Here is a 22718-nt window from a genome sequence, read left to right as displayed (position 1 = left end):
CGGGTTATTCGAGGACGGTTGACGGCTCGAGCGACCTCGACGGTGCCTCGAGCCGGTCGACGCCGTCTTCACCCTTCGCGAAGACGTCCGCGATCCGTATCCAGCCGTTCCCGCCGACGCGAGCCGCGGCTTCGAGCCGAACGACGGTTCCCGGTTCGACGTTATCGCCGCCGTCGACGGGACGTTCCATCGCCTCGAGTCCGACGCCGGAGACGCGGGTTTCGACCGCGTCGTCTTCGCCAAACGCACGGATCTCCGCCTCGAGATCCGTCTCGACGGACCTGACGGACTCCGCTCCGGCCGTCAGCATCGCTCGCGCGGATCGAAACGACTGGGTGACGCCGACGTGAGCGCGTCGCTCTCGACCGCCCTCGCCGTCGACGACGAGCGTTCGGACGAGCCCGCCGTAGTACCCCGCGGCTCCGCGTGGGCTCGCCCCGAGAACGATTGGATCGCCGGAACGAAGCGGTCCGTCGTCGGCTCCGGGGTCGACGGTCGTGTTCCCCGCCGGATAGCCGCCGGCCGAAACGATCCCCTCGTCGATCGCGATCCGCAGCCGACCGGGAGTCAGCTCCGCCCCCTCGAGACGAAGGCGGTCGTTCTCGACGGTGGCGTCCGCGAGCAGCGACGCCGCCCGTCGAATACCCCTCCCCGCCGCTCGCTGGGCGCGTTCGATACGCGCTCGTTCGTCGGCGGTTTTCGTTCCCCGTCCCCGAGCGACGACGTCGGTCGAGGCGAGCGAGAACCCCTTGTTCTCGAGGTGGAGCGCGCTGTCGTGTGGGATGTGTGCCGGCGTAAGAACGGTCTCGCCGTCGACGCGTTCGGCAAGCCGGGCGGCGAGGTTCTGTGCGGGGTGGGTCGACGACAGCGGCGGCGCAGTCTCGACGATCCACTCGCCGTCGAAGGCGAGCGCAGAGACGGTCGCCTCGAATAGGGGTCTTCTATCGCTCGCGAACCCGTCTTCGCCACTGTGACCGCCCCGACCGGAGGCCTGCGCCGCCAGACAGTATCGAACGCCGGGATCGCGCGTCGGTCCGACGTGAACGTACGCCGCCGCGTCGCTGGCTTCGAGTTCCACCCGAATATCCTCCTCGAGAGCCGTTCGAATCGATGGCTGTGGCGTCCGAGTGGTCGATCCCTCGGTCACGGCGCTTCGGCTTCGATCTCTTCGGCTTCGTCCGGTAGCTGGGCCTGCTCGATCAGGTCCTCGAGGCTGGTTTCGGTGAGTCGATTGTTGAGTAGGACGTCGATCGAAAGCGTCGGCGCGCCGTCGACCAGGTTCTCGAGCAGAACCAGCCGTTCGCGCGCTCGAGACATGCCGACGTAGAAGACGCGGCGTTCGTTGTCCGTCAGAATAGGGACGGGCGACGTCGTTTTGGTGAACTCCTCGCAGCCGGGAATACCGGTAACGCCGCCGGTCGAATCGACGTCGGTCGCCCCCTCGGACGGGGTCCGATCTTCGATGGTGGCGACCATCTGTTCGACGACCTTCTCGGTCAGGTCGGTCGCGACGACGACGTGGTCCGCTTCGCGGCCCTTTGCCGAGTGAATCGTCCCGACGCGGACGCGGTCCGTCTCCATTCCCGCGTACTCACCGATGCTGAAGTACGAGCGAACGCTCTTTTTCTGGAAGTTGGTGACCTTCCTGACCATGTCGGATGCCGAGGCGGGACCGGGCATGAACGGCGCGTGGTCTTCGATGACGGATCCGGGGATCCGAAGCTCCTCCAGGTCGTCGATACCGGATTCTTCCTGTCGGTCGTCGATCTCGTCGAACAGGCCGTCACGCTCGTTGCTTCCGAAGGCCGAATCCTGGAGCATATCCGCGAGCCGGCGAGCTTGCAGGCCGGTGACGTCTTCGCCGCGATCGATCGCTTCGACGGCTTTGACGTACTGGGTGAGCCTGTCGGTCCACATCCGCTGATCGGTCAGCGAGGTAAACGGCACACCTTCGGTGATGAACTCATCGATGAACTGGAACATCTGGTAGCGTGCCCGGAACAGGATCATGATCGTGCCGTCGCCCGATGCGAGCGTTTGCCGGACCATCCGGACGACGTCGAGCATCGACGCGTTTCGACGAGCCTCGACCGCCCCACCTTCTTTGCGGGGGTTTAGGTCTTTGTCCTGGCGCTGATCGATGTGACGAATCTCCTGATTGACGGCGTTGAGCACGTTCGAGGGAAGCCGATAGGAGTTCGGAAGGATGACGTCCTCGTCGACGTCTTCGTCGAGCAACAACGCGGGATCCGCACCTTGCCAGGAGTAGACGACCTGGTCGTCGTCGCCGGCGATGAGGACTTTTGTCATGTGCGGTTTCCACTCGGTGTAGACGTCGTACTGAAGGGTGGTGATGTCCTGAAACTCGTCGATCACCAGATAGTCCACGCTCGGAAGCAGTGATCGCTGTTTGACGCGCTCGAGCATGTCCGCGAAGCCGATCTTTCCCTGTTCTCCCTTGAACGTTCGCCAGGCGCGAATCGCTTCGGGGACGTCGATTCGATCGTCGGCGCTTGGCCAGGTCGGCGTGTACTTGTTGCCCTCCTGTGCGTTGGGGTCGATCTCCGGCGGGAGCCTGACCTCTTCGACATCCCACTGGAAGGGGACGTCGTACCAGTCCGAAACCTCCCGGCGGGTTCGCTGGAGCCACTGACTCGTCGCGATGATCTTGTTGCCGATCGTCGTCGACCGGGCGGTTCGACGGCCTGCTCCGCTGTACTCGTCTTCGAACTCGAGGCCGTACTCGTCGCAGAAATCCTCCTTATCGGATTCACCGATAACGTCGCTTCGAGACAGATCGAGAAGATCGTACGCCTTCGCGTGCATCGTACAGACGTTTCCCTGAAGCGCACGGGGGCTTTCGTCGAGTCGATCCGCCAGCCGTTCGCGAATCTCCTGTGCGGCTGCCCGCGTGTACGAGACGACGAGGATGTCCCGGAACGTCACGCCCTCTTGCTCGAGAATTTCTTCGACGTGGTCGAGCAACGCGGTCGTCTTCCCGCTTCCCGGACCACCGAACAACCGGGTCACCTTCGTCTCCGTTGTAGCCATTATAGCTGTTCAGGGGAGCGACGCTCATAAGTGACGTGGGTTTTCGTCGAGAGGCAATCGGGCGAGGAATTCGTCGAGATCATCGACCGATCACTCTCGGTTGCGCGGTGAGCGGGCGGAGCGAACGTCGGCTCCGTCACGAATCTTGTCCTCGCACTCGGGACAGACGCGCGGTTCGTCGATACCGCGGGGTGTGAACACACGAGCGTAGGCGTCCGTCACGAACGCACCACAGTTCTGACAGTTCGGCATTGTCTTCTCCGTGAACGTATTCGTTCGCACCATCATATAATTGTATCGAACAATCAGGAGTGAAAATATCCGACCGATGGTCCCGAGATTCGCGCCGAATACCCCCTCGACGAGACGAACGCTCGGGCTCGAGCGCCAGCGGAAGTCGATATCGAACCGACGTCGCTCAGTACGCCTCGAGATCGTACAGCTCGCCGTATTTCGTCCGGACGTACTCGAGGAAGTAGTCCGCGGTGAGCGCCTCTCCGGTCGCTCGCTCGATCAGTTCGGGCGTGGTGTAGCGCTTGCCGTGTCGGTGGACGTTCTCGCGGAGCCAACCGTTGAGATCAGCGAACTCGCCCTCGCGAATTCGACCGTCGAACTCGCCTCGATCGGCCGCCGCGGCGGCGTACAGCTGGGCGGCGAGGACGGACCCGAGGGAGTACGTCGGGAAGTAGCCGAAGCTTCCGTGAGACCAGTGAATGTCCTGTAGACAGCCCTCGCTGTCGGTTTCGGGGCGGATGCCGAGATACTCCTCGTACTTGTCGTTCCAGGCCTCTGGAACGTCTTCGACCGCGAGGTCGCCCGAGACGAGGTCGCGTTCGATCTCGAAGCGGATCACGATGTGGAGGTGATAGGTGAGTTCGTCCGCTTCGACCCGGACGAGGTTGTCGTCGTACACCTGGTTGGCCGACTCGTAGGCCGCCTCGGGAGTGACGTCTTCGAGTTCGGAAAACCGCTCGCGAGCGATCGGCAGGAACCGCTCCCAGAAGGGGCGCGAGCGACCGACGTGGTTCTCCCAGAGGCGCGACTGTGACTCGTGAACCGAGAGATCTCGCGCCTCGCCAAGCGGCGTTCCGTAGCCCTCGTCGGGAAGCCCGAGGGTGTAGTTCGCGTGGCCGAACTCGTGGATCGTCGAGGTGATCGATCCCAGCAGATCCTCGGACTCGAAGCGAGTCGTTACGCGCGCGTCGAACTGCGTGCCCGACGAGAACGGGTGCGGTGCGGTGTCGAGACGGCCCCGGCTCCAGTCGTAGCCCAGCGCGTCGAGGACGTCACGCGCGAGAGCCTCCTGATCGTCGTCGTCGAACGCGCCGGCGAAGGCGTCCGTGGTCAGTTCGGAATCGCTGTCGTCTATCGCGTCGATCAGCGGAACGAGTTCGTCGCGCAGACGCTCGAGTACCCGTTCTGCGGTCTCGAGATCGATGTAGGGTTCGTACTCCGAAAACAGCACCTCGTAGGGATCGGCGTCCGGGTCGATGCACTCGGCGTACTCCCGTTTCAACTCGACGAGTTCCTCGAGAACCGGTGCGAACGCCTCGAAATCGTCTTCCTCTTTGGCCCGCTTCCACTTCGGGTGGGCGTTCGTGGTCGCCGTCGAAATTTGCTCGACCAGTTCGCCCGGAACGCTCGTCTCGCGGTCGTACTGACGGCGAACTTCGCGGACGACCGCCGAACGGTCGGCCGAGAGGTCGGCCGACTCGAGTTCCTCGAGTAACCTCCCGGTTTCGTCGGCGGTCAGGAGTTCGTGACTGATCGACGAGAGCGTCGAGAGCTGTTGTGCACGCGCGGGTGTCCCCTCCGCAGGCATCACGACTTCCTGGTCCCACCGGAGGATTCCGGCCGCGTTGCTCACGTTCGAGATTCGTTCGACTCGCGTTTCGAACTCGTCGTAGGTTTCGCTTGGGTCGTTCTGGGCGTGCTCGCTCGCCATTTCCTTGCGCTATCACGGGAACGCGTATCAACCTCGTGGTTCCGGAGTCGCGATCCCGAACGGGACGCTCGCGGTCGTATCCGTCGACGGATAGTGATACGCGGACGGACAGTGCAAGCCAAGAACTGTTCGTCGACACTGACGTCTCCAACCGTATGGTTCTCGCATCGGCCGTCGTGTTCCTCGCGAGTTTGCTCATCGGCGCGCTCGGCATCTACGTCGGCGCGCGCGTCATCGTCGGAGCGGGCGATTACGATCACGCGATCGTCACCGCTCTGATCGGAGCGATCGTCTGGGCGGTCGTCGGCTTCTTCGTCGGCTGGATCCCACTGCTGGGTCCGCTTCTCGCGCTCGTCGCCTACGTTGCGGTGGTCAACGTCCGGTATCCCGGCGACTGGACGGCAGCCGCGATGATCGGCCTCGTCGCGTGGGTGACGGTCCTGATCGCGCTGTACGTCCTCGCCGCGGTCGGTATCACCGGATTCGACGCCATCGGCGTGCCGGGCGTGTGACGGACCGGTCGAGGCGCTCACCTCTCTCCGGCTGAACGAAACTCGGACCGTCGTCGATCGGCCCTCGACTCGAGGTTTCGGCTCCGTCAGAGCGCGAGACGTGGGTGCGCCCTCGTTCGGGCGACCGGGCTGCAGAGAGCGATCGTCAGGCGGCTGCCGGCCACTGGTAGGGTCTGCTGTACGTCGTTACCGGTGCAACCGCAGACGCGTCGCGGTTGTCCCTCGTTACAGCAGTCGTATGGCAGCCGAACTGTCGTTCCCCGAACGGCGAGTCGTGATCGGGGGAACGACTTTCACGGCTCGGAACTCAGATTCACCCATGGCACGGGACACCTGTGACGGCTGCGGCCGGGCGGTCTCGGTCGCCGGTGGGATGGCGAACGTCTGGACGTTCGGAAAGAACGACGGCAGCGCCGGCACCGCGATGACGCTCGAGTTCGATGACGGCACGGATCACCTGCTGTGTTATCCGTGTCTCGCGGCGTTACCTGACGAGCCGTCCGTTGCGGACGTCGATCGGCTCGAGTCAGTCGACGGAGAAACGTCTCGGCTCCGCGAGCCGTGACAAACCGGGGAAAAACGCCGTTCAGTGCGCGATTCGAGAGCGGAAGGGGTGGGATTCGAACGCCACGAGGCAAAGTGCCGCCACGGACCCGATGGGCACCGCGGTGCTCTTCCGCTGAGCGACCCTTCCGTACACCGAACGATCGGCCGAGTTCGTATTTGTAATCGGTCTACTACCGTCGGGTAGCCGGTGGTTTCGTGGTGTGACCGTTGGATAGTCGGTGGTTCCGAGCCCGCGATCGACCGCCACGAACCGGATCGCTCTCATCACGAGCGACGGTTCGTAGCCTTTAGGGCGGATCCGGTCCGTGAGTCGAACGGTGAACCCCGAGCGGATCTTCGAGGAGTTTCCCGCGCCGAGTTACCGCGGGAATCAGGAGAGTGCTCTCCAAGACATCCGAGACGCCTTCGCGGCCGGAAACGACGTCGTGCTCGTCCGTGCACCGACGGGGAGCGGCAAGTCCCTGCTCGCACGAGCCGTCGCCGGCTGTGCGCGTACGGTCGCGGAGGGCGACCCGAGCGATGCGACGGGTGCCTACTACACGACCCCACAGGTCTCACAGCTCGACGACGTGGCGAGCGACGACCTGTTGGCCGATCTGAGCGTTATTCGCGGCAAGTCGAACTACACCTGTATCCTGCCGGACGAACGCGACACGCCGGTCAATCAGGCACCCTGCGTTCGCGAGCGAGGCTATGACTGTTCCGTCAAACACCGCTGTCCGTACTTCTCCGATCGAGCGATCGCGTCGAACCGAGAGATCGCGGCCATGACGCTCGCGTACTTCATGCAAACCGCCGGCAGTGAGGTCTTTCGAACGCGTGACGTCGTCGTCGTCGACGAAGCTCACGGCCTCGCGGAGTGGGCCGAGATGTACGCGACGATCCAGTTGGGTCCCCGAACGGTACCGTTCTGGGAGGAGTTGCGCGTCCCCGAGATCGATCGAACCGAACGAGCGGTTCGTTACGCCGAAAACCTGGCACAGACGTGCACCCGCAGGAAGGACGACCTGCTCGCACAGCAGTCGCTCACTCCGGGCGAGGTTCGAGAACGCGATCGCTTGCAGGAACTCATCGGTGAACTCGAGTGGTTCGTCTCGGATTTCCGCGACCCTCAGAGTCCGACGACGTGGCTGGTCGACCAGTCGGAGCCGAACTCCGGCGCATCGACCGACGACGAGGAAGCGCTGGGCGGTCCGCTGACGATCAAGCCGATGAATCCCGAGAAGTACCTCGCACACACCGTCTGGGACCGTGGCAACAGGTTCGCCCTGCTGTCGGCAACCATCCTCAACAAGGCGGCGTTCTGTCGACAGGTCGGTCTCGATCCCGACACCGTTGCCCTCGTCGACGTCGGCCACACGTTCCCCGTCGAGAATCGGCCACTGTACGACGTCACCCAGGGGAAAATGACCTACGAACACCGAGACGAGACGACGCCGAAGCTCGCTCGAGTCATCGTTCGGATCATGCAGAATCACCCGGACGAGAAGGGGCTGATCCACGCCCACTCCTACGACATCCAGGAACGACTCGCTCAGCTTCTGACCGATTTTGGCGTCGGTGATCGGATCAGGACTCACGACCGCGACGGCCGAGACGCCGATCTCGAGGACTGGAAAGCGAGCGACGATCCCGACGTGTTCCTCTCCGTGAAGATGGAAGAGGCGCTCGATCTGAAGGGAGATCTCTGTCGGTTTCAGGTCATCTGTAAGGCACCGTTTCTCAACACGAGCGATTCGCGCGTCGCACATCGTCTGGAGGCTGATCAGTGGGCGTGGTACTACCGGGCCGCGTTGCGAACCGTTATCCAGGCCTGTGGCAGAGTCGTCCGCGCTCCCGACGACTACGGTGCGACCTACCTTGCGGACTCGAGCCTCCTCGATCTCTTCGAGCGCGCGCGGACGGACGTGCCGGACTGGTTCGACGCCCAGGTCGACCGACTCGAGCAGCCGTCGCTACCGGCGTTCGACCCGCAAGCCGCGCTCAGCGAGGTTCACGACGGCTCCGGTCGTTCGAACCGGCGTCACGGGGGCCGTACGGACGCGAGCGAACCCCCCTCGCGGACCGACTCGAGACGGTCGCTACGATCGTCTTCGTCGTCCAGTCCGCTGGCCGACGTTTGGGATACCGACGGTTAAACTGATTCTGTCGGGGTGGATACCCGGTACTTTACCCGTCTGGGTCACGATACCACGGTAGATGGGACAGGGAACGGACGCGGAGTTCGGACTGGTCGAACTCGAGGACGGCGAGACCCCGGGCGACGAGTGGGAAGAGATCGACGTCTCGGACACCGAAGCGGATCGGATCGCTCGGAAACGCGATCGGAAGTTCGAGCAGTTCGAAGAGCGAATCAAAGACGCAGACCAGTTCAAAGTCGAGCAGTCGGTGTTCGACGACGCGACGCTTGCGGCGCTGTACAAGCTGGTCCAGGACGGACACGTCGAGGCCTTCGGCGGTCCCCTCTCGACGGGCAAGGAGGCAAACGTCTATCAGGCCCTCGCTGGCGATCACGAGGTCGCGGTCAAAGTCTATCGGATCAACTCCTCGAGCTTCCGGCAGATGCGCGACTATCTCGAGGGCGATCCTCGATTCGAGGGGCTCGGTGGGAACAAAAAAGACGTTGTCCTCGCCTGGACGAAAAAGGAACTGGCGAATCTAGAGCGGGCCAAGCGGGCCGGCGTTCGCGTACCTGAGCCGATCGCCACCGAGCGAAACGTGCTGGTGATGGAGTACATCGGGAACGAAGACGGACGCGCAAAGCGCCTGGGCGAGGTTCACATCGAGAACCCTCGAACGGCCTACGAAGTCATGCGTGAGTACATGCGGCGACTCTACGCTGCCGGCATTATTCACGGCGACCTGAGCGAGTACAACGTCGTCTTCCACGAGGGCCAACTCGTCGTTATCGATCTGGGACAGGCCGTCACCGTCCACCACCCAAACAGCCGCGAGTTCCTGGAACGAGACTGTGAGAACGTCTCGAGTTACTTCGCCCGACAGGGCGTCGAGACCGATCCCGACGAACTGCTCGAGTTCGTGACGAACCCCGAGCCGGACCCCTCGCGGTGAACTGGCGCGAGTGGTGACGGCCAACGTTCTCGAGATACGTCGCTATCGCGGCCAGCGTTCGGCCACCCGCCGGTACGTCTCGGAACATCGCTCGAGGACCTCGATCGAGACGCTCTCGTCTGGGGTGTGGGCCTGGCCGGGCTCGGCCGGACCGCAGATCACGCACTCGGTTCCGGACTGGGAGAGCCACCCGGCGTCGGTCGCGTGGGGTTTCGTCACGAGTTCCGGCGTGCCCGACTGGGTGCCATCGGCAGCTTCGAGGACGGTCGCCGCGAAGGCGTCGTCGTCACACCGCATCGGCGGCAGATCCTGATCCACGATCCACTCGAGGCCCTCGACCGATTCGACGCGCTCTATGGGTGCACGCGTTCCCGGAACGGTCCGCTCGTCGACGGTCATCTCACATCGGTCGGGAACGACGTTCATCGCCGTCCCGCCGTCGATCTCCGTGACGACGAGGCTGCCGTCGATCGTTTCGCCCGCCACGTCGACGGACGGAACTTCGAGATCTCGAATCAGCGAGATCGCGTCGGTCGCCCGATAGATCGCGTTCTCACCGGCGTCGACCTCGCTCGCGTGCGCCGCGCTGCCGCGGGCGACGATCGTACTCCCCCGACGGCCCTTGTGCGCGACGGCGACGTCCGTCACGGCCGGACTCGAGTAGCCGGTCGAACCCTCGCCCACGACGGCGACGTCGGGACCAAAGCCGTTCTCGAGCGCGTGTCGCGCACCGATGCCACCGACCTCCTCACCGACGAAGCTGGCGAAGACGAGTTCGCCCGCTGGATCGGCCTCGCGGAAGGCGAGCATGGCGGCCGCGAGCGCCCCCTTCATGTCCGCTGTGCCGCGTCCGTAGAGGCGGCCGTCGCGCTCTTCGATGGCGTACGCCGCCCCGCGCTTCGGGTCCGCGCCGTCTACCAGCTGTGTCGGTGCCGGCTCGACGACGTCGTGATGGCCGACGAGCGCGAGCGTTTCCGCATTCCCGTGTGCGCCTCGTCGAGCGATGACGTTTCCAGCGTCGTCCCGCGTGACGGCGGCATCGGTCTCGCGTCGGAGCCAGTCCTCGACGTGCGTTCCCGCGTCGGTCTCGTCGTCGTGGCTCGGAATGCCGACGAGCGCTCGCGTAAGATCGACGATCTGAGATTCCATGGCCGCCCATTCGCCGCCAGGATCGTGAGTCCACCGGTGGACCGGAATCGCTACCGGTGCGTGCATCCGTTCCCCCTTCGAGAGTCGATGCGATCGCGGCGATCGTCCTTTCCGTGGACAATCAGACTGCGCGTCGCTATCGTAACCGAACCGGCTACTTCTCGGACGCGTCTCTACTGATGCGTTCGAATCAATCGGCTGTGCGTCGGAGGGCCGATAGCGATGGACGTTCGGGCGGATCTCCGCTTCACCGCCGAGAAACGACCACGAACCGCTCGAGTGAGTTCCTCGAGCGTCGCGTGAAGGTGTCAGAGGCACACGAACCACCGGTTGTGGGCGAACCGTGAACACGGTCGCTTCCGCCCGTGGTTCTCGTGGTGCGCCTTCCCCTTCGGGGGAAACACGCCTTACCTTATCTCGTGAACTCACGTTCAGTACCCGAACAATAATCGGAGTTCGAATGGGTGATGAACACGGCTGTTTTTCGAACGGTGATCGAATTCCGTCGCCAGATGCTTCTTCCCGGCCGGTACCGACGGGCCGTGGTGGACGATCCCTTCAGAAGGACTAATACCCTGTGCACAACAGACGATAGCTAATGTGCTACGATTGGGGAGAGCGACTGTTCTCCTCGCCGCATCGCCTCGCCGTTCTCCGGGAGCTGTACTCGGAGCCAGCGGACACGCAGGCGCTTACCGACAGCCTGCCGATCTCGCGAGTGACGGTTCAGCGACATCTGAACGGCTGTGCTGAGCTCGGATGGGCTCGCAAGGTCGACGGCCGATACGAACTAACTCCGGTCGGAAACCACGTCTGCGAGGCTGCGGCGACCTTTCTCGACCGACTTTCGGTGCTCGAGTCAAGCGGCGACGTGATCGATGCGGTCGCGACTGTCGACGACCGGTTCGATCCGATCCTGCTCGCGAATGCGACCGTCTCTGTCGCAGAGCCCGATACGCCCCACGAACCGATCATCCACTATCGGAACGCGATGGCGGAGACGACGACGGACACGGTTCGCGGGATCTTACCGGTGTTCAGCGAACTGATCGTCGAGGTTCACCGGGACCTCCTCGCGTCGGGCGTCGAGACGGACCTGATCGCGCCACGTCCGATCCTCGAAACGGCACCGCCGTCGATCGCGGAGACCCCGTCGACGCTTTTCTCGCTGTACGTCCTCGAGCAACCGCTCGAGTTCGGATTGACGCTGACCGACGACGCGGCATTTTTCGGTGCCTACGACGACGGCACGTTCGCGGTCTGTATCGAAAGCTCCGAGCCGGCGTTTCGCGAGTGGGCAACTGATCGGTACGAACACTATCTGGAACGTGCACGCCCGGTCCCGCTCGAAGCCGATGGAAGCGGCGTTGAGTCGACATCCGTTCGCGAGTTCGGAACCGATGCCGTCGACTGATACGGTTTGCTGTGACTGTTTACCGGCGTATCCGGAGACCGGATGCCGGATGCGCCGGTAAACAGTTACACCAGACCGTATGACCCGATCCCGATATCAGTCGTGAGAACACGTGTCCCGCATCCTTTTACCTGCGAAGAGCGAATCGGACGACATGAACGTTGTGCCGGATACGAGCGTGGTTATCGACGGCCGCGTCTCGTCGACGATCGAAGACGGGCAGTTCGAGGGTGCGATGATTTCGGTCCCCGAAGCCGTCGTCGCGGAACTCGAGGCGCAGGCCAACGACGGGATCGAGACCGGATGGGACGGTCTCGAGGAACTCAAGCAGCTTGCTGGCCTTGCCGACGACGGACGGATCGACCTCGAGTACGTCGGTGAGCGACCGAACGCGATCGAGCGCGGGCACGCCTCAGAAGGAGAGATCGACGCGCTCATCCGCGACATCGCAGAAGATCTCGAGGCGACGTTTCTCACGAGCGACATCGTTCAGGCCGAGGTCGCGAAGGCGAAAGGGCTAGACGTCCAGCACGTCGCACCCGAAGCGCGACGGGTGGGTACGCTCACCGTCGAGGGGTTCTTCGACGAGCAAACGATGAGCGTCCACCTCAAGACGGACGCTATCCCTCGAGCCAAACGCGGCGAACTCGGAGAGATGCACTACGAAGAAATCGCTGACGAACCCCTCGACGAGGAGACCATGGACGAGTACGCTCGCGAGGTGGTCGACGGCGCAAAGGAGTCCTCGGAGGGCTTCATCGAACTCTCGGAGCCGGGAATGAAGATCGTCCAGTTCCGGGACTACCGAATCGCCATCGGTCGTCCGCCGTTCGCTGACGGTATCGAGATCACCGCCGTTCGACCGATCGCCCAGACCGATCTCGAGGAGTACGACAACGCCCAGGAGCTGAAAGATCGGTTGCTCGAACGCCAGCGCGGCGTCCTGATCTCGGGTGCGCCGGGGGCAGGGAAGTCGACGTTCGCCCAGGCGGTCGCACGCTTCATCTCGGATCACGACTACGCGGTCAAGACGATGGAAAAGCCACGGGACCTGCAGGTCGGTCCGGAGATCACCCAGTACACCGAGCTGGCCGGCAAGATGGAAAAGACGGCCGACGCGCTGTTGATGGTTCGACCGGATTACACGATCTACGACGAGGTCAGAAAAACGAACGACTTCGAGGTCTTTGCGGACATGCGATTGGCGGGCGTCGGGATGATCGGTGTCGTCCACGCGACTCGACCGATCGACGCACTCCAGCGCCTCGTCGGTCGCGTCGAACTCGGAATGATTCCCCAGGTCGTCGACACCGTCGTCTACATCGAGGCCGGCGAGGTCAACACCGTCTACGACGTCCGGACGGAGGTCAAAGTCCCCGCCGGGCTCACCGAAGAGGACCTCGCCAGACCGGTTATTCAGGTCACGAACTTCGAGACGAACGAACCCGAATACGAGATCTACACGTTCAACCGTCAGGTCGTCACCGTTCCGCTGAAAGACGACGAAAACGGCCCCGGAAGCGATTCCGGCGTCGATCGCATCGCCAAACAGGAGATCGAACGCGAGATCCGGTCGATCGCTCACGGCTACGTCGACGTTCGCTTAAAGAGCCAGAATCGCGCGGTCGTCTACGTCGAAGAAGACGACATCTCGAGCGTCATCGGTAAAGGCGGTGGCCGAATTACGGATGTCGAGAACCGGCTCGGAATCGATATCGACGTTCGCACGCACGACGAGAATCCTCACTACGGGACGAGCGATAGCGAGGGATCGCGATCGAACAGCGCCGGAAGCGGTCACAGCGGCGGGAGCGGCGGTGGCGGTCAGCAGGCTGCCGGTCAGACGGTAACCCCCGATATCACGTCACGACACATCGTCATCCCCGTTGACGACAACCACGGCGAGACCGTCGAGGTTCAGGCCGGCGGCGACTATCTCTTTACCGCGACGGTGAGCCGTGGCGGCGAGATTCAGGTTTCGAGAGGGAGTGCGATCGCGGACGAACTAGAGCAGGCGATCGATCGGAAAGAGCCGGTAACGGTGGTTCCGTCGTAGGCGCGCAGGTCACGAGTGAGCGGACGCGAACGAGTGGTTTTTGGTGGAGATTTTTGCGTGAGTGGTCGCTGTGCGACCCGAACGGAAAAAGGTCCGCGTGCGAGATTCAGGTTTCGAGAGGGAGTGCGATCGCGGACGAACTAGAGCAGGCGATCGATCGGAAAGAGCCGGTAACGGTGGTTCCGTCGTAGGCGCGTAGGTCACGAGTCAACTACCTGTGTTGTTCGATGCGTGTGAGTCAGCATCGGTTTGCACGTCGTGGGAATCGGGCCATCTTTTATGTATCCTTCGTGCTTCGTCGAAGCGTAGGGATGGAACAGTTGGCAAGTATGAGTGTTATCGAAGCGCTCGCATCCGCTGAGGAAACTGATCCGACAGCGCTCGAACCGACGCTGTACGAATCGATCGATCCGGACGCACTGGACGCGCTCGTCCAGTCTGCGACTCGATCGATGACGCTCGAGTTTACTCACGGCGACTACCTCGTACGGATCGACGAATCGGCCTCCGTTACGGTCACTCCGACCGACGACCGACTGGCCGAAACGGTTTGATACGGATTACTGTAACGATTTACCGGCGCACCCGCCGCCCGGGTCGCGGGTGCGCCGGCAACGATTTACAGTAAACCGTATGAATCACTGCGATCACGTGCGTTTAAGGTGAGTCAGAACCGTACGTCTGACAGGAATGTCCGGATCATCGAACCGACGGACGGGACGAGATGGAAACACCGTCGACGGTGCGGTGGTGCGCTATCTCGAGTCGCTGGATTCCGGTGGCTCGAAGGCGACGATGCGCTCGCCGCTCTCCGGATTCGCGGCGTTTTGCGAGCGAGAAGGGATCGAGAGCGTCGGGACACTCGAGACGAGCGACCTTCGCGAGTACGCGTTCGCCCTCCGCGAGCGCCACATCGAAGGTGAGCTGAAGGCCTCGACGGCCAACACGTACTTCGATTACACGCGCGCATTTCTCTCTTTTTGCGTTCGCGAAGAGCTTCTAGATCGCAATCCGGCGGATACCAACCGGGCGACCGAGTACCTGCCCGAGGACAAAGGCGACCGAACGCGCCAGTTCTGGACGCCCGCCCAGCGACGAGGGATCGTCGCCTACGCGAGCAAGCGCGTGGATATGGCTCTCGACGGAACGATCGACGTTTCCCGCGAGATCGCCTTTCGGGATCGAGCGATCGTCGTCCTCCTCGCGGAGGCCGGCGTCCGCGGTGCCGAAATCTTTCGTGATACGAACGACGACGTTCGCGATGGACTCCACTGGAGCGACGTCGACCTAGAGCAGAAGATGATCCGCGTCTTCGGGAAGTCCCGACAGTACGAGGAGGCGGCGCTTCCGGGTGCCGCACGGGATGCACTCCAGCGCTATCAGCGGGTGCTCGAGCCCCCGAGCGACGACTGGCCGGTGTTCCCGACCGCTCACGCACCCTCGAAGTGGGGGGCGCTGCGCGCGGCCGTCGACGACTACGACGGCGACCGTCCGATCGACGATCTCCTTCGCGATCACGAAGTCGTTCCGCTCGCGCTAACGAAAGAGGGAGGGCGTCAGGTAATGAAGCGACTCAGCGACGAAGCGCCGATCGAACTCGAGGACGGTCACGACTACCTCCAACCTCACGGCGCGCGGCGCGCACTGGGGGCGGAGCTGTACGAGAGCGGACACTCGGAGCTAGCACAGTCGGCGCTCCGACACAAGTCGATCGAGACGACCCACGAGGCCTACTCCGATATTCAGGCGGCGGACGTCGCGGATTCGATCGACGAGATTCGGGAGTGACGATTCTTCGTTGCCGCGTCGAGTCGTTCAACCCGGTGAGTTCCGTCTTCGGGTCGGCGGTTTCGAGCCGCCCGCCAGAACTCTCCAGGCCACGTGACCGCTACCCACACTGATAACTACTAGCTGTTTAAGGTATGGCTATTCGACTAAGACAAACGTTTTCTATCTTGGTATAGAACGTACGGATACAATAGTATGGGTGTTGATAGCCGAACGTTTGTCTACCCTCGATCCGGGGTCGAGAACGGTTCGTTCATCACGAGCCGCGAAGAACTCGAGGAAGTACGCACGCGCCTCACCGATCACGTTCGAGCGACGGTGGAGGACGCGGACGCAGCGGGAGTCGTCGTCGCGATGAGCGGCGGAATCGATTCGACCGTGACGGCGACGCTGGCCGTCGACGCGCTGGGTAGTGACCGGGTCCTCGGCCTCGGTCTCCCCTGTCACAAAACCGAGCGTGCGGCCGTCAGCGAAGCTCGAACGATCGCGGAGGGGCTCGGAATCGAGTTTCACGACGTGCAGCTTCGACCGTTGCTCGCTGCGTTCGAAGAGACGTTTGCGGGCGAACTCGAGGAGGCATCGAGCGCGGAGCAACCGACGCAGCGTCCGAACGAACGGAACTACGCGATCGGCAACGCGGTCGCACGGTTTCGAATGCTGTGTGCCTACTACGTCGCGAACCGCCGATCACGACTGGTTCTCGGCACCGCGAATCGGTCGGAGTGGCTTCTTGGCTACTTCACCAAGTACGGTGACGGTGCGGCCGACCTCTACCCGATCGGAGACCTCTACAAGACCGAGGTGCGAGCGCTTGCAGAGCGGATCGGAGTTCCGCGACGGATCGTCAACAAGGAACCCACGGCCGGTTTCTGGGCCGGACAGACGGACGCCAGCGAACTGGGTGCACCCTACGAAGTGATCGATCCGTTCCTGACTCGAATCGTCGACGAGCGCCTGTCAATCGAGGACGCTGCCGACGAACTCGAGATCACCCTCGAGACGGCGCGAACGATCGCCCTTCGCTGCTCGGAGACTGCGCACAAGCGGACGCTCCCACCGACGCCGGGAATCGACGGACGAACCGATCTGCGGTGATGAACTGGGTTTTGCGTTCTCAGTCTTCTGCCCGGTACAACTCGGGATTCCGCCACCAGAACAGCCCCCACGAGAGGACGAACCCGGCGACCATCGCGATGACGTCCTGGACGATTCGACTGAGGCCGATGTCGCTGATCGCGACGATCGCGAGCGCCGAACCGACCGCTGCGCCGATGACGACGAAGACGACGTCTCCGAACACGCGTTCTGTCGAATGTTCCCAGTACTGCGCTCGTTCGTCGTCGTACCAGACGCCGGTGTAGATCAACACGAGTGACATTCCGGTGATAATCGTCACGACGAAGTACTCTTCTGAGAGCCCGGCCGGTCCGAGAACGGCGATATTGACCAGATTCGCGACCATCGTCGCCCCGAACAGACCGATCAGCAGCCATCCCCACCGAGGAAACCGTTCTTTATCCATAGGTGTTGGGGATCACCGAATCAAAATAATCCTACCGTTCTCCGTGACCGCTTGCTATCGTAGTCACCGAACGCCAATGCACACCTGATCGCACGACAGCCATGCGATCGGTGTGTAACTCGTTTCAGTTGTTCTATATCGGCCCGATCCAGAGAACGAATCACCTCGAGAAGAGTCCCCAGTCGGTGCGTCCCGTGGGGTGGGTTCGTTCCGCACTACTCCGCACAGCAGGCGTCTTTTTTCGCCGGTTCCTCGACTCCCTTTCCGTCCGCTGCGACCGGCTCAGTTAGCCGGTACAGGCTCTGTCTGGCATCAGCAAAGTAAATGTCCTCGTCGACGATTCCGATCTCCCCGAGTCGCTCGAGTGCGTATCGAACCGTGCGCGCCGAGAGCATCGACTCCTCGACGATCTGTTTTTGCGTCAGTGGCCCGTCGTACTCGAGAACCTTGAAAACGAGTTTTGCACTTGGCGGCAAGTCTTCGATTTCTTCCTCGTCAGTCTGTTCCATGTTACGAATCGAAATCATCCAGCAGCATAAAAGTTGAGCCTTACTGGATCCGTTCTCAATTAAATACTATTAGTTTATCCGTGTAAAAATCAGACACGGGCTCTCAGAGGGGCGAAATAGTTGTTTGACTGGTTAGTCAGACTTGTGCCGGCATCGACAGCGACACCGTAACGTGTACGCTGATGTTCACCCCGGACGAACAAGCCGTCGATCTCGCGTGGGCCTCGCTGTCGTCTCGAATCGCGGGCGATTCGGCTCGCTCGACGAACCCGAACGGCTTTTCAACACTGCTATCCGAGTTCATCCCATGTCGACCGAATCGATCAGTGATCGACGCGAACACATTCGCTCGATCAGCGTAACAGCATTCTCGGCGTTGCTCGGCGTCGGCGCGGCGCTTGCCTCCGCGTCACTGACCGGCGATCTCACACCAGCCGAGGCGGCAACCGAAACCACGCCGCTGTTTCTCGTCCTGGGGGCGATCCTCGTTCAGTTCGTCCTCTTCGATTTCACGAGTATCTACGGTGACGACGAGTTCGGTATCAAACACTACCTGTTCATCACGTTCATGACGTTCTCGTTCTGGTTCGTGGTGTGGGGAATCCTGCTCACCGCGGAGTACACGGCATAATTATGGCGGACGACAGCATCGCCGTCGTCGATCTGGACCGATGCCAACCCGACCGCTGTAGCTACGAGTGTAAGAACTACTGCCCGCCGAACCGGACTGGAAAGGAGTGTATTACCCTCCGGGGGGAGGATACCGACGAGGGTCAGCCCGAGCAGATTCACATCTCCGAGGAGATCTGTCTCGGTGAAACCTGTGGGATCTGCGTCGAAAAGTGTCCGTTCGACGCCATCGAGATCATCAATCTGCCCAAGGAACTGCAGGACGATCCGGCCCACCGCTACGGTGAGAACGCCTTCTCGCTGTACGGCCTTCCCGCACCACAGCAGGGGCAGGTGACGGGTATTCTCGGTCCAAACGGGATCGGGAAGACGACTGCCGTTCGAATCCTCGCGGGCGAACTCGAGCCAAATCTCGGTCGCCACGAGGAGTCCCCCGGTTGGGACGAGGTGCTCGAAGCCTACCGCGGAACGGAACTGCAGGACTACATCGCTGACATCCGCGAGGGAGAGGTCACTGTTTCCCGAAAACCGCAGTACGTCGATCAGATACCGAACAGCTTCGACGGAAACACTCGCGACCTGCTCGAGCGAACTGACGAACGTGGTGCGCTCGATTCGCTCGTCGATCGACTCGAGATCGCACCGGTGATGGACCAGTCGATTGACGATCTCTCGGGCGGTGAACTCCAGCGAGTCGCCATCGCGGCGACGCTCGCCCGCGATACGGACTTTTACTTTCTGGACGAGGTGACGCCCTATCTCGACATCGGCCAGCGCGTCACCGCAGCGCGACTGATCCGCGAGCTCGCAGAAGAAGAGAACCGGTCGATGCTCGTCGTCGAGCACGACCTCGCGATCCTCGATTTGCTCGCCGACACGCTCCACGTCGCCTACGGTGAGCCCGGTGCCTACGGTGTCATCACCCCTCCCAAGTCGGTTCGAAACGGCATCAACGAGTATCTCGCGGGCTACCTCGACAACGAGAACATGCGAATCCGTCCGGACCCGATCGAGTTCGAAGAACACGCACCTCGAGCCGCCGTCCGCAGCGACACGCTCGTCGAGTACCCCGATCTCGAAAAGAGCTACGGCGAGGGTGAGTTCTCTCTCGAGGTCGAGGGCGGCGAGATCCGCCGAAACGAGGTGCTGGGGATCGTGGGTCCAAACGGGATCGGGAAGTCGACGTTCGCAAAGTTACTCACGGGTGACCTCGAACCCGACAGCGGCGACGCCGACCTGGACCTCGAGATTTCCTACAAACCGCAGTACGTCACGATCGATCAGCACATGCGCGTCGACGTTTTTCTCTCGTCGATCACCGATCAGTTCGGCTCCTCGTACTGGAACACCGAGATCGCACAGCCCCTCCAGCTAGAGCGGATTATGGAGCAGAACCTCTCGGATCTCTCCGGCGGAGAACGCCAGCGTGTCGCGATCGCCGCCTGCCTGTCGGACTCGGCGGATCTCTACTTGCTCGACGAACCCTCCGCTCACCTGGACGTCGAACAGCGCGTGCAGGCCACGAGCGCGATTCGTCGCTACGCCGAACAGCAGGACGCGACCGTGCTTGTTATCGACCACGACATTTACATGATCGACCTGCTGGCGGATCGCCTGATGGTCTTCGACGGCGAACCCGCCGAACACGGTCGTGCGGGCACTCCCCAGCCGATGCGCGACGGCATGAACGAGTTCCTCGCGAACCTCGAGGTCACGTTCCGTCGCGACGAACGGACCTCTCGGCCGCGGATCAACAAGCCCGACTCACAGCTCGACAAACGACAGAAATCGGAGGGGGAGTACTACTACGCGCCCTAAGGCGGTCGCGTGAGGTCCCTCGAGCGCCTACGTCTCGCCTGCTGTCAGCATCGCGAGTCCGATCAGCGCGAGGACGAACCCACCGAGAACGTATCCGACCGCTGCGCTCGAGCCGGCCAGTTCACCGGGTGTCGACGCGCCGACGCCGAACCCAGCGATCACGGGTGCTGTGAGTACCAGAAGCCACGAAGCCACGGTCGTCGCGTCGACCGTCGTACCCGACCGGTCGTCCTCGGTCGATCGTCGTTCGAGCGGATCGACCAGTCGCCACTGCGAGCTCGTTCGTTCCACGAGCCGAAACCGACTGCCGAGCGACGAGAGGACGACGTCACCGAGCGACCGAGTCGACGGGGCCCACCAGCGTCCGTCGTTCTCGTCGTCCCCGGCAGCCACGCTGTCGTCGACTCGAGTCAGATAGATCGGTTCTCCGACGAGGTGACTGATCGAGGGCGCATCGTAGCCGACGTCTTCGACGATGCGGGCCAGCAGGAACTCCTCGGACCACGGAATCGGTTTCTCGAGCGAGAACCGTATCCGCTCACCGTGTGGGAGCTCGACTTCGAGTCGAACCGTCGTCTCGTCGACCGACTCGAGACCGGTGACCCGCCCCTCGACGTATCCCTCGGCTGTCGTCCGAATGTCGATGCGACCGAGTTCGTCTTCGAGGTGTTGTGTTGGATCGAAGCCGTCCGGCCGGTTCCGTGAGTCGCCGGAGACGGAGGTGTTCGTGGCGTTCCCGGGTCGATCGGTGACGTCGAAGCGGCGATCGCTCTCGTCGGCACTCCCGCGTTCGATCTCGATTTCGATCTCGTCGTTTCGGTCCTGGGTCATCGGTCACCACTGGTGCTGGCGTTCGGAACGGGACTCGCGACTGCCGGCTCGTGCTGTGGGAACCCCGTAATCGTAACCCCGTACGTACTCTCCGAAGTAAGGTGTTGTTTTTCAAACAGCGTGACCGTCACGTGGTGTGAACCTCGGACCGACCTCCGATCTGGGCACACGCACTGCGGCGACTGACACGGATCGACGGAACGAGACCAGCGATGGACGGAACGAAACCGAAATAGAAGAAGCCAAAACCCGTCGAAAGACCTCAGCTCATGATTCGCTGACAGCTTCCACAGAGATGCTCTTCTTTGATGTCGACCTCGCGGACCGTCGGTGAGAAATTCATCACGCATCGGTTGTTGTCACAGTGTTCGAGCCCGTACGTGTGGCCGATCTCGTGGACGATTTCCTTGCGAACGCGGTTTTCGAAGATCTCGCTCGCGCTCTTGTTCGAGAAGCCGCCGTCGCTCGAGGTCTGGAGGCGATAGGTCGAGACCACGCTCCCGCTTCCGTCGAGATATGCGAGCCCGAACACGTAGTTTCGACGGCGATAGAAGAGGTCGTGGGGAGTTATCGCGATGTTCTTGGTGCCGCGACCGATGCGCTCTGCGAGCTGGATGAAGGTCTCGGCGGAGTACTGGTTCCGACCGGAATCGTACGCGCCGTTTGGGACCGACTGCGAGTCGTTGATCGAGACGTCGCAGTCGTAGACCGATCGCAACGCCGATGACGCCGCCCGCTTGACTTCTGCGGAGACGTTGCCGACCGGTACGATGTCGACGAGCATAGCAAAGGCTATGGACGCGGACGCTATAAACGTCCCGCCGTGTCCCACTCTCGACGGAACGACAGAACGCTGCTCGATTTTCTTCTCGAGTACGACCGCGTCGTCGAGATAGGGATCGGACGACGGACTGAGCTGGCGGCCGCGCTCGCTGATCGTGGCGTCTCCGTCACCGCGACGGACGTCCACCGGCGGGAGGCCCCCGACGGAGTCCGGTTCGTCCGGGACGATATCGTCGATCCGGACCCGGCGGTCTATGCGAACGCCGACGCGATTTACGCTCGAAACCTCCCGCCCGAACTCCACCGACCGGCGCTCGAGGTGGCGCGGATAGCCGGTGCCGCCTTCGCCTTTACCACGCTCGGCGGCGACCAGCCGGCGGTTCCGGTCGAACGGCGGACGATCCGAGAGGGGACGTTGTACGTCGCTCGAACCCCCGCTGGCGACGTCGACGGGGACTGACCGTCAGCAATCTCAGGACGGTACGGGGGGATGGCGAACGGCATCGATCCAGAAGTCCTCGATCGCCTGTGCGACCGTGTTGAACTCGTCGGGACTCTCCGGTTTCGTCACGTACGCGTTCGCATCGAGTTCGTAGCTCCTGGTAACGTCCTCGCTCGTTTTCGAACTCGAGAGAACGATGATCGGGGGCGGCGGATACTCGAGTTCGGTTCGAAGCGTCTCGAGGACGTCGAACCCGTCCAGGCCGGGGAGGTTCAGGTCCAGGAAGATGATGTCTGGCCGAGTACACGATCCGTTGCACTGGCGCGTGTGGATCGTTTTCATGGCCTCCACGCCGTCTGTGGCGACGTGAAACCGTATCTCGCTATCGGTGGCTTTGAACGCCTCTTTCGTGAGACGTGCGTCGCCCGGGTTGTCCTCGACGAGCAGGACATCGATCGGCTCGTTGGGGATGGTTTCGGTCATAGGGCTCGAGTAAGACGAGCGGATTCGGACGGGTAAGGCTGGTTCCTACACACGTAGTGTCGGAACCGATAACGACCGCTGTGCCGGAGCGCCTCGACGTCGAGTCGCTTCGTGTACAAGCGCTTTTTACGACGGGAACCACACGT

22 protein-coding genes and 1 tRNA gene are annotated in these 22718 nt (G+C 62.4%); 12 read left to right on the top strand and 11 right to left on the bottom strand.

Annotation, left to right across the window (positions count from 1 at the left end; all coding sequences use genetic code 11):
- Positions 1 to 4 precede the first annotated feature (4 nt).
- The 4 genes from EA462_RS11870 to EA462_RS11860 all read right to left on the bottom strand — a co-directional run bounded on the left by EA462_RS11870 (position 5) and on the right by EA462_RS11860 (position 4996).
- Positions 5 to 1147 (bottom strand): M24 family metallopeptidase, encoded by a 1143-nt coding sequence (locus EA462_RS11870; RefSeq protein WP_124178784.1) that lies wholly within the window; start codon positions 1145 to 1147, stop codon positions 5 to 7.
- Complete coding sequence (locus EA462_RS11865) at positions 1144 to 3051, bottom strand: UvrD-helicase domain-containing protein (protein WP_124178783.1); 1908 nt, start codon at positions 3049 to 3051, stop codon at positions 1144 to 1146. Before EA462_RS11865 ends, EA462_RS11870 begins: the two co-directional genes overlap by 4 nt.
- 90 nt (positions 3052 to 3141) lie before the next feature.
- Entirely contained in the window at positions 3142 to 3303 is a 162-nt protein-coding gene (locus tag EA462_RS17320; protein ID WP_165872055.1) for a DUF7563 family protein, read from the bottom strand.
- A gap of 166 nt (positions 3304 to 3469) precedes the next feature.
- Positions 3470 to 4996, bottom strand: a complete 1527-nt coding sequence (locus tag EA462_RS11860; protein ID WP_124178782.1) for a carboxypeptidase M32 — start codon at positions 4994 to 4996, stop codon at positions 3470 to 3472.
- 155 nt (positions 4997 to 5151) lie between these two features.
- Here EA462_RS11860 and EA462_RS11855 point away from each other — a divergent pair, with 155 nt between their 5' ends.
- Together EA462_RS11855 and EA462_RS11850 are read left to right on the top strand one after the other, a co-directional pair.
- Positions 5152 to 5508, top strand: a complete 357-nt coding sequence (locus EA462_RS11855) for a hypothetical protein (RefSeq protein ID WP_124178781.1) — start codon at positions 5152 to 5154, stop codon at positions 5506 to 5508.
- Positions 5509 to 5827: 319 nt separating this feature from the next.
- Positions 5828 to 6073, top strand: a complete 246-nt coding sequence (locus EA462_RS11850; protein WP_124178780.1) for a DUF7561 family protein — start codon at positions 5828 to 5830, stop codon at positions 6071 to 6073.
- A gap of 40 nt (positions 6074 to 6113) precedes the next feature.
- Here EA462_RS11850 and EA462_RS11845 read toward each other — a convergent pair.
- Positions 6114 to 6202: transfer RNA gene (locus EA462_RS11845), tRNA-Arg, on the bottom strand.
- 190 nt (positions 6203 to 6392) lie between these two features.
- Here EA462_RS11845 and EA462_RS11840 point away from each other — a divergent pair.
- Positions 6393 to 8213, top strand: coding sequence for a helicase C-terminal domain-containing protein (locus EA462_RS11840; protein WP_124178779.1), 1821 nt, complete (start codon positions 6393 to 6395; stop codon positions 8211 to 8213).
- A 61-nt stretch (positions 8214 to 8274) separates the two neighbouring features.
- Positions 8275 to 9147: a serine/threonine-protein kinase Rio1 gene (gene rio1 / locus EA462_RS11835; RefSeq protein ID WP_124178778.1), complete on the top strand. Its 873-nt coding sequence runs from the start codon at positions 8275 to 8277 to the stop codon at positions 9145 to 9147.
- A gap of 42 nt (positions 9148 to 9189) precedes the next feature.
- On the opposite strand, the gene EA462_RS11830 is transcribed toward rio1, so the two are convergent.
- Positions 9190 to 10296, bottom strand: a complete 1107-nt coding sequence (locus tag EA462_RS11830; protein WP_124178777.1) for a M20 family metallopeptidase — start codon at positions 10294 to 10296, stop codon at positions 9190 to 9192.
- Positions 10297 to 10894: 598 nt separating this feature from the next.
- Between EA462_RS11830 and EA462_RS11825 the strand changes: the two genes are divergently transcribed.
- The 5 genes from EA462_RS11825 (at position 10895) to EA462_RS11805 (ending at position 16649) form a co-directional block, all read left to right on the top strand.
- Positions 10895 to 11710, top strand: coding sequence for a helix-turn-helix transcriptional regulator (locus tag EA462_RS11825; protein WP_124178776.1), 816 nt, complete (start codon positions 10895 to 10897; stop codon positions 11708 to 11710).
- Between the two features lie 154 nt (positions 11711 to 11864).
- Positions 11865 to 13766: a PINc/VapC family ATPase gene (locus EA462_RS11820; RefSeq protein ID WP_124178775.1), complete on the top strand. Its 1902-nt coding sequence runs from the start codon at positions 11865 to 11867 to the stop codon at positions 13764 to 13766.
- A gap of 329 nt (positions 13767 to 14095) precedes the next feature.
- Positions 14096 to 14320: a HalOD1 output domain-containing protein gene (locus tag EA462_RS11815; protein WP_243641407.1), complete on the top strand. Its 225-nt coding sequence runs from the start codon at positions 14096 to 14098 to the stop codon at positions 14318 to 14320.
- A 136-nt stretch (positions 14321 to 14456) separates the two neighbouring features.
- Positions 14457 to 15554: a tyrosine-type recombinase/integrase gene (locus EA462_RS11810; RefSeq protein ID WP_124178773.1), complete on the top strand. Its 1098-nt coding sequence runs from the start codon at positions 14457 to 14459 to the stop codon at positions 15552 to 15554.
- Positions 15555 to 15749: 195 nt separating this feature from the next.
- Entirely contained in the window at positions 15750 to 16649 is a 900-nt protein-coding gene (locus EA462_RS11805) for an NAD+ synthase (protein ID WP_124178772.1), read from the top strand.
- A 19-nt stretch (positions 16650 to 16668) separates the two neighbouring features.
- Here EA462_RS11805 and EA462_RS11800 read toward each other — a convergent pair whose 3' ends face one another.
- Positions 16669 to 17076, bottom strand: a complete 408-nt coding sequence (locus EA462_RS11800) for a hypothetical protein (RefSeq protein ID WP_124178771.1) — start codon at positions 17074 to 17076, stop codon at positions 16669 to 16671.
- A 215-nt stretch (positions 17077 to 17291) separates the two neighbouring features.
- On the bottom strand, positions 17292 to 17585 hold the full coding sequence (locus tag EA462_RS11795; RefSeq protein ID WP_124178770.1) for a winged helix-turn-helix domain-containing protein: 294 nt from the start codon (positions 17583 to 17585) through the stop codon (positions 17292 to 17294).
- Positions 17586 to 17892: 307 nt separating this feature from the next.
- Here EA462_RS11795 and EA462_RS11790 point away from each other — a divergent pair, with 307 nt between their 5' ends.
- Positions 17893 to 18216, top strand: a complete 324-nt coding sequence (locus EA462_RS11790; protein ID WP_124178769.1) for an EMC6-like membrane protein — start codon at positions 17893 to 17895, stop codon at positions 18214 to 18216.
- Between the two features lie 2 nt (positions 18217 to 18218).
- Positions 18219 to 20033, top strand: coding sequence for a ribosome biogenesis/translation initiation ATPase RLI (locus tag EA462_RS11785; protein WP_124178768.1), 1815 nt, complete (start codon positions 18219 to 18221; stop codon positions 20031 to 20033).
- 27 nt (positions 20034 to 20060) lie between these two features.
- On the opposite strand, the gene EA462_RS11780 is transcribed toward EA462_RS11785, so the two are convergent.
- Both EA462_RS11780 and EA462_RS11775 read right to left on the bottom strand, forming a co-directional pair.
- A complete protein-coding gene (locus tag EA462_RS11780; RefSeq protein WP_124178767.1) occupies positions 20061 to 20864 on the bottom strand; it encodes a hypothetical protein in 804 nt (267 codons plus the stop codon).
- A 262-nt stretch (positions 20865 to 21126) separates the two neighbouring features.
- On the bottom strand, positions 21127 to 21648 hold the full coding sequence (locus EA462_RS11775; RefSeq protein WP_124178766.1) for an archaemetzincin family Zn-dependent metalloprotease: 522 nt from the start codon (positions 21646 to 21648) through the stop codon (positions 21127 to 21129).
- Positions 21649 to 21687: 39 nt separating this feature from the next.
- Here EA462_RS11775 and EA462_RS11770 point away from each other — a divergent pair, with 39 nt between their 5' ends.
- Complete coding sequence (locus EA462_RS11770; protein ID WP_124178765.1) at positions 21688 to 22107, top strand: UPF0146 family protein; 420 nt, start codon at positions 21688 to 21690, stop codon at positions 22105 to 22107.
- Positions 22108 to 22119: 12 nt separating this feature from the next.
- Here the strand turns inward: EA462_RS11770 and EA462_RS11765 are convergent, their stop codons facing one another.
- The gene (locus EA462_RS11765; protein ID WP_124178764.1) at positions 22120 to 22572 is read right to left on the bottom strand and encodes a response regulator; all 453 of its coding nucleotides are present in this window, start codon (positions 22570 to 22572) and stop codon (positions 22120 to 22122) included.
- Between the last annotated feature and the right edge of the window lie 146 nt (positions 22573 to 22718).

The organism is Natrarchaeobius halalkaliphilus (assembly GCF_003841485.1).
Lineage (GTDB): Archaea > Halobacteriota > Halobacteria > Halobacteriales > Natrialbaceae > Natrarchaeobius > Natrarchaeobius halalkaliphilus.
This window is presented reverse-complemented; position numbering and strand designations above follow the sequence as displayed.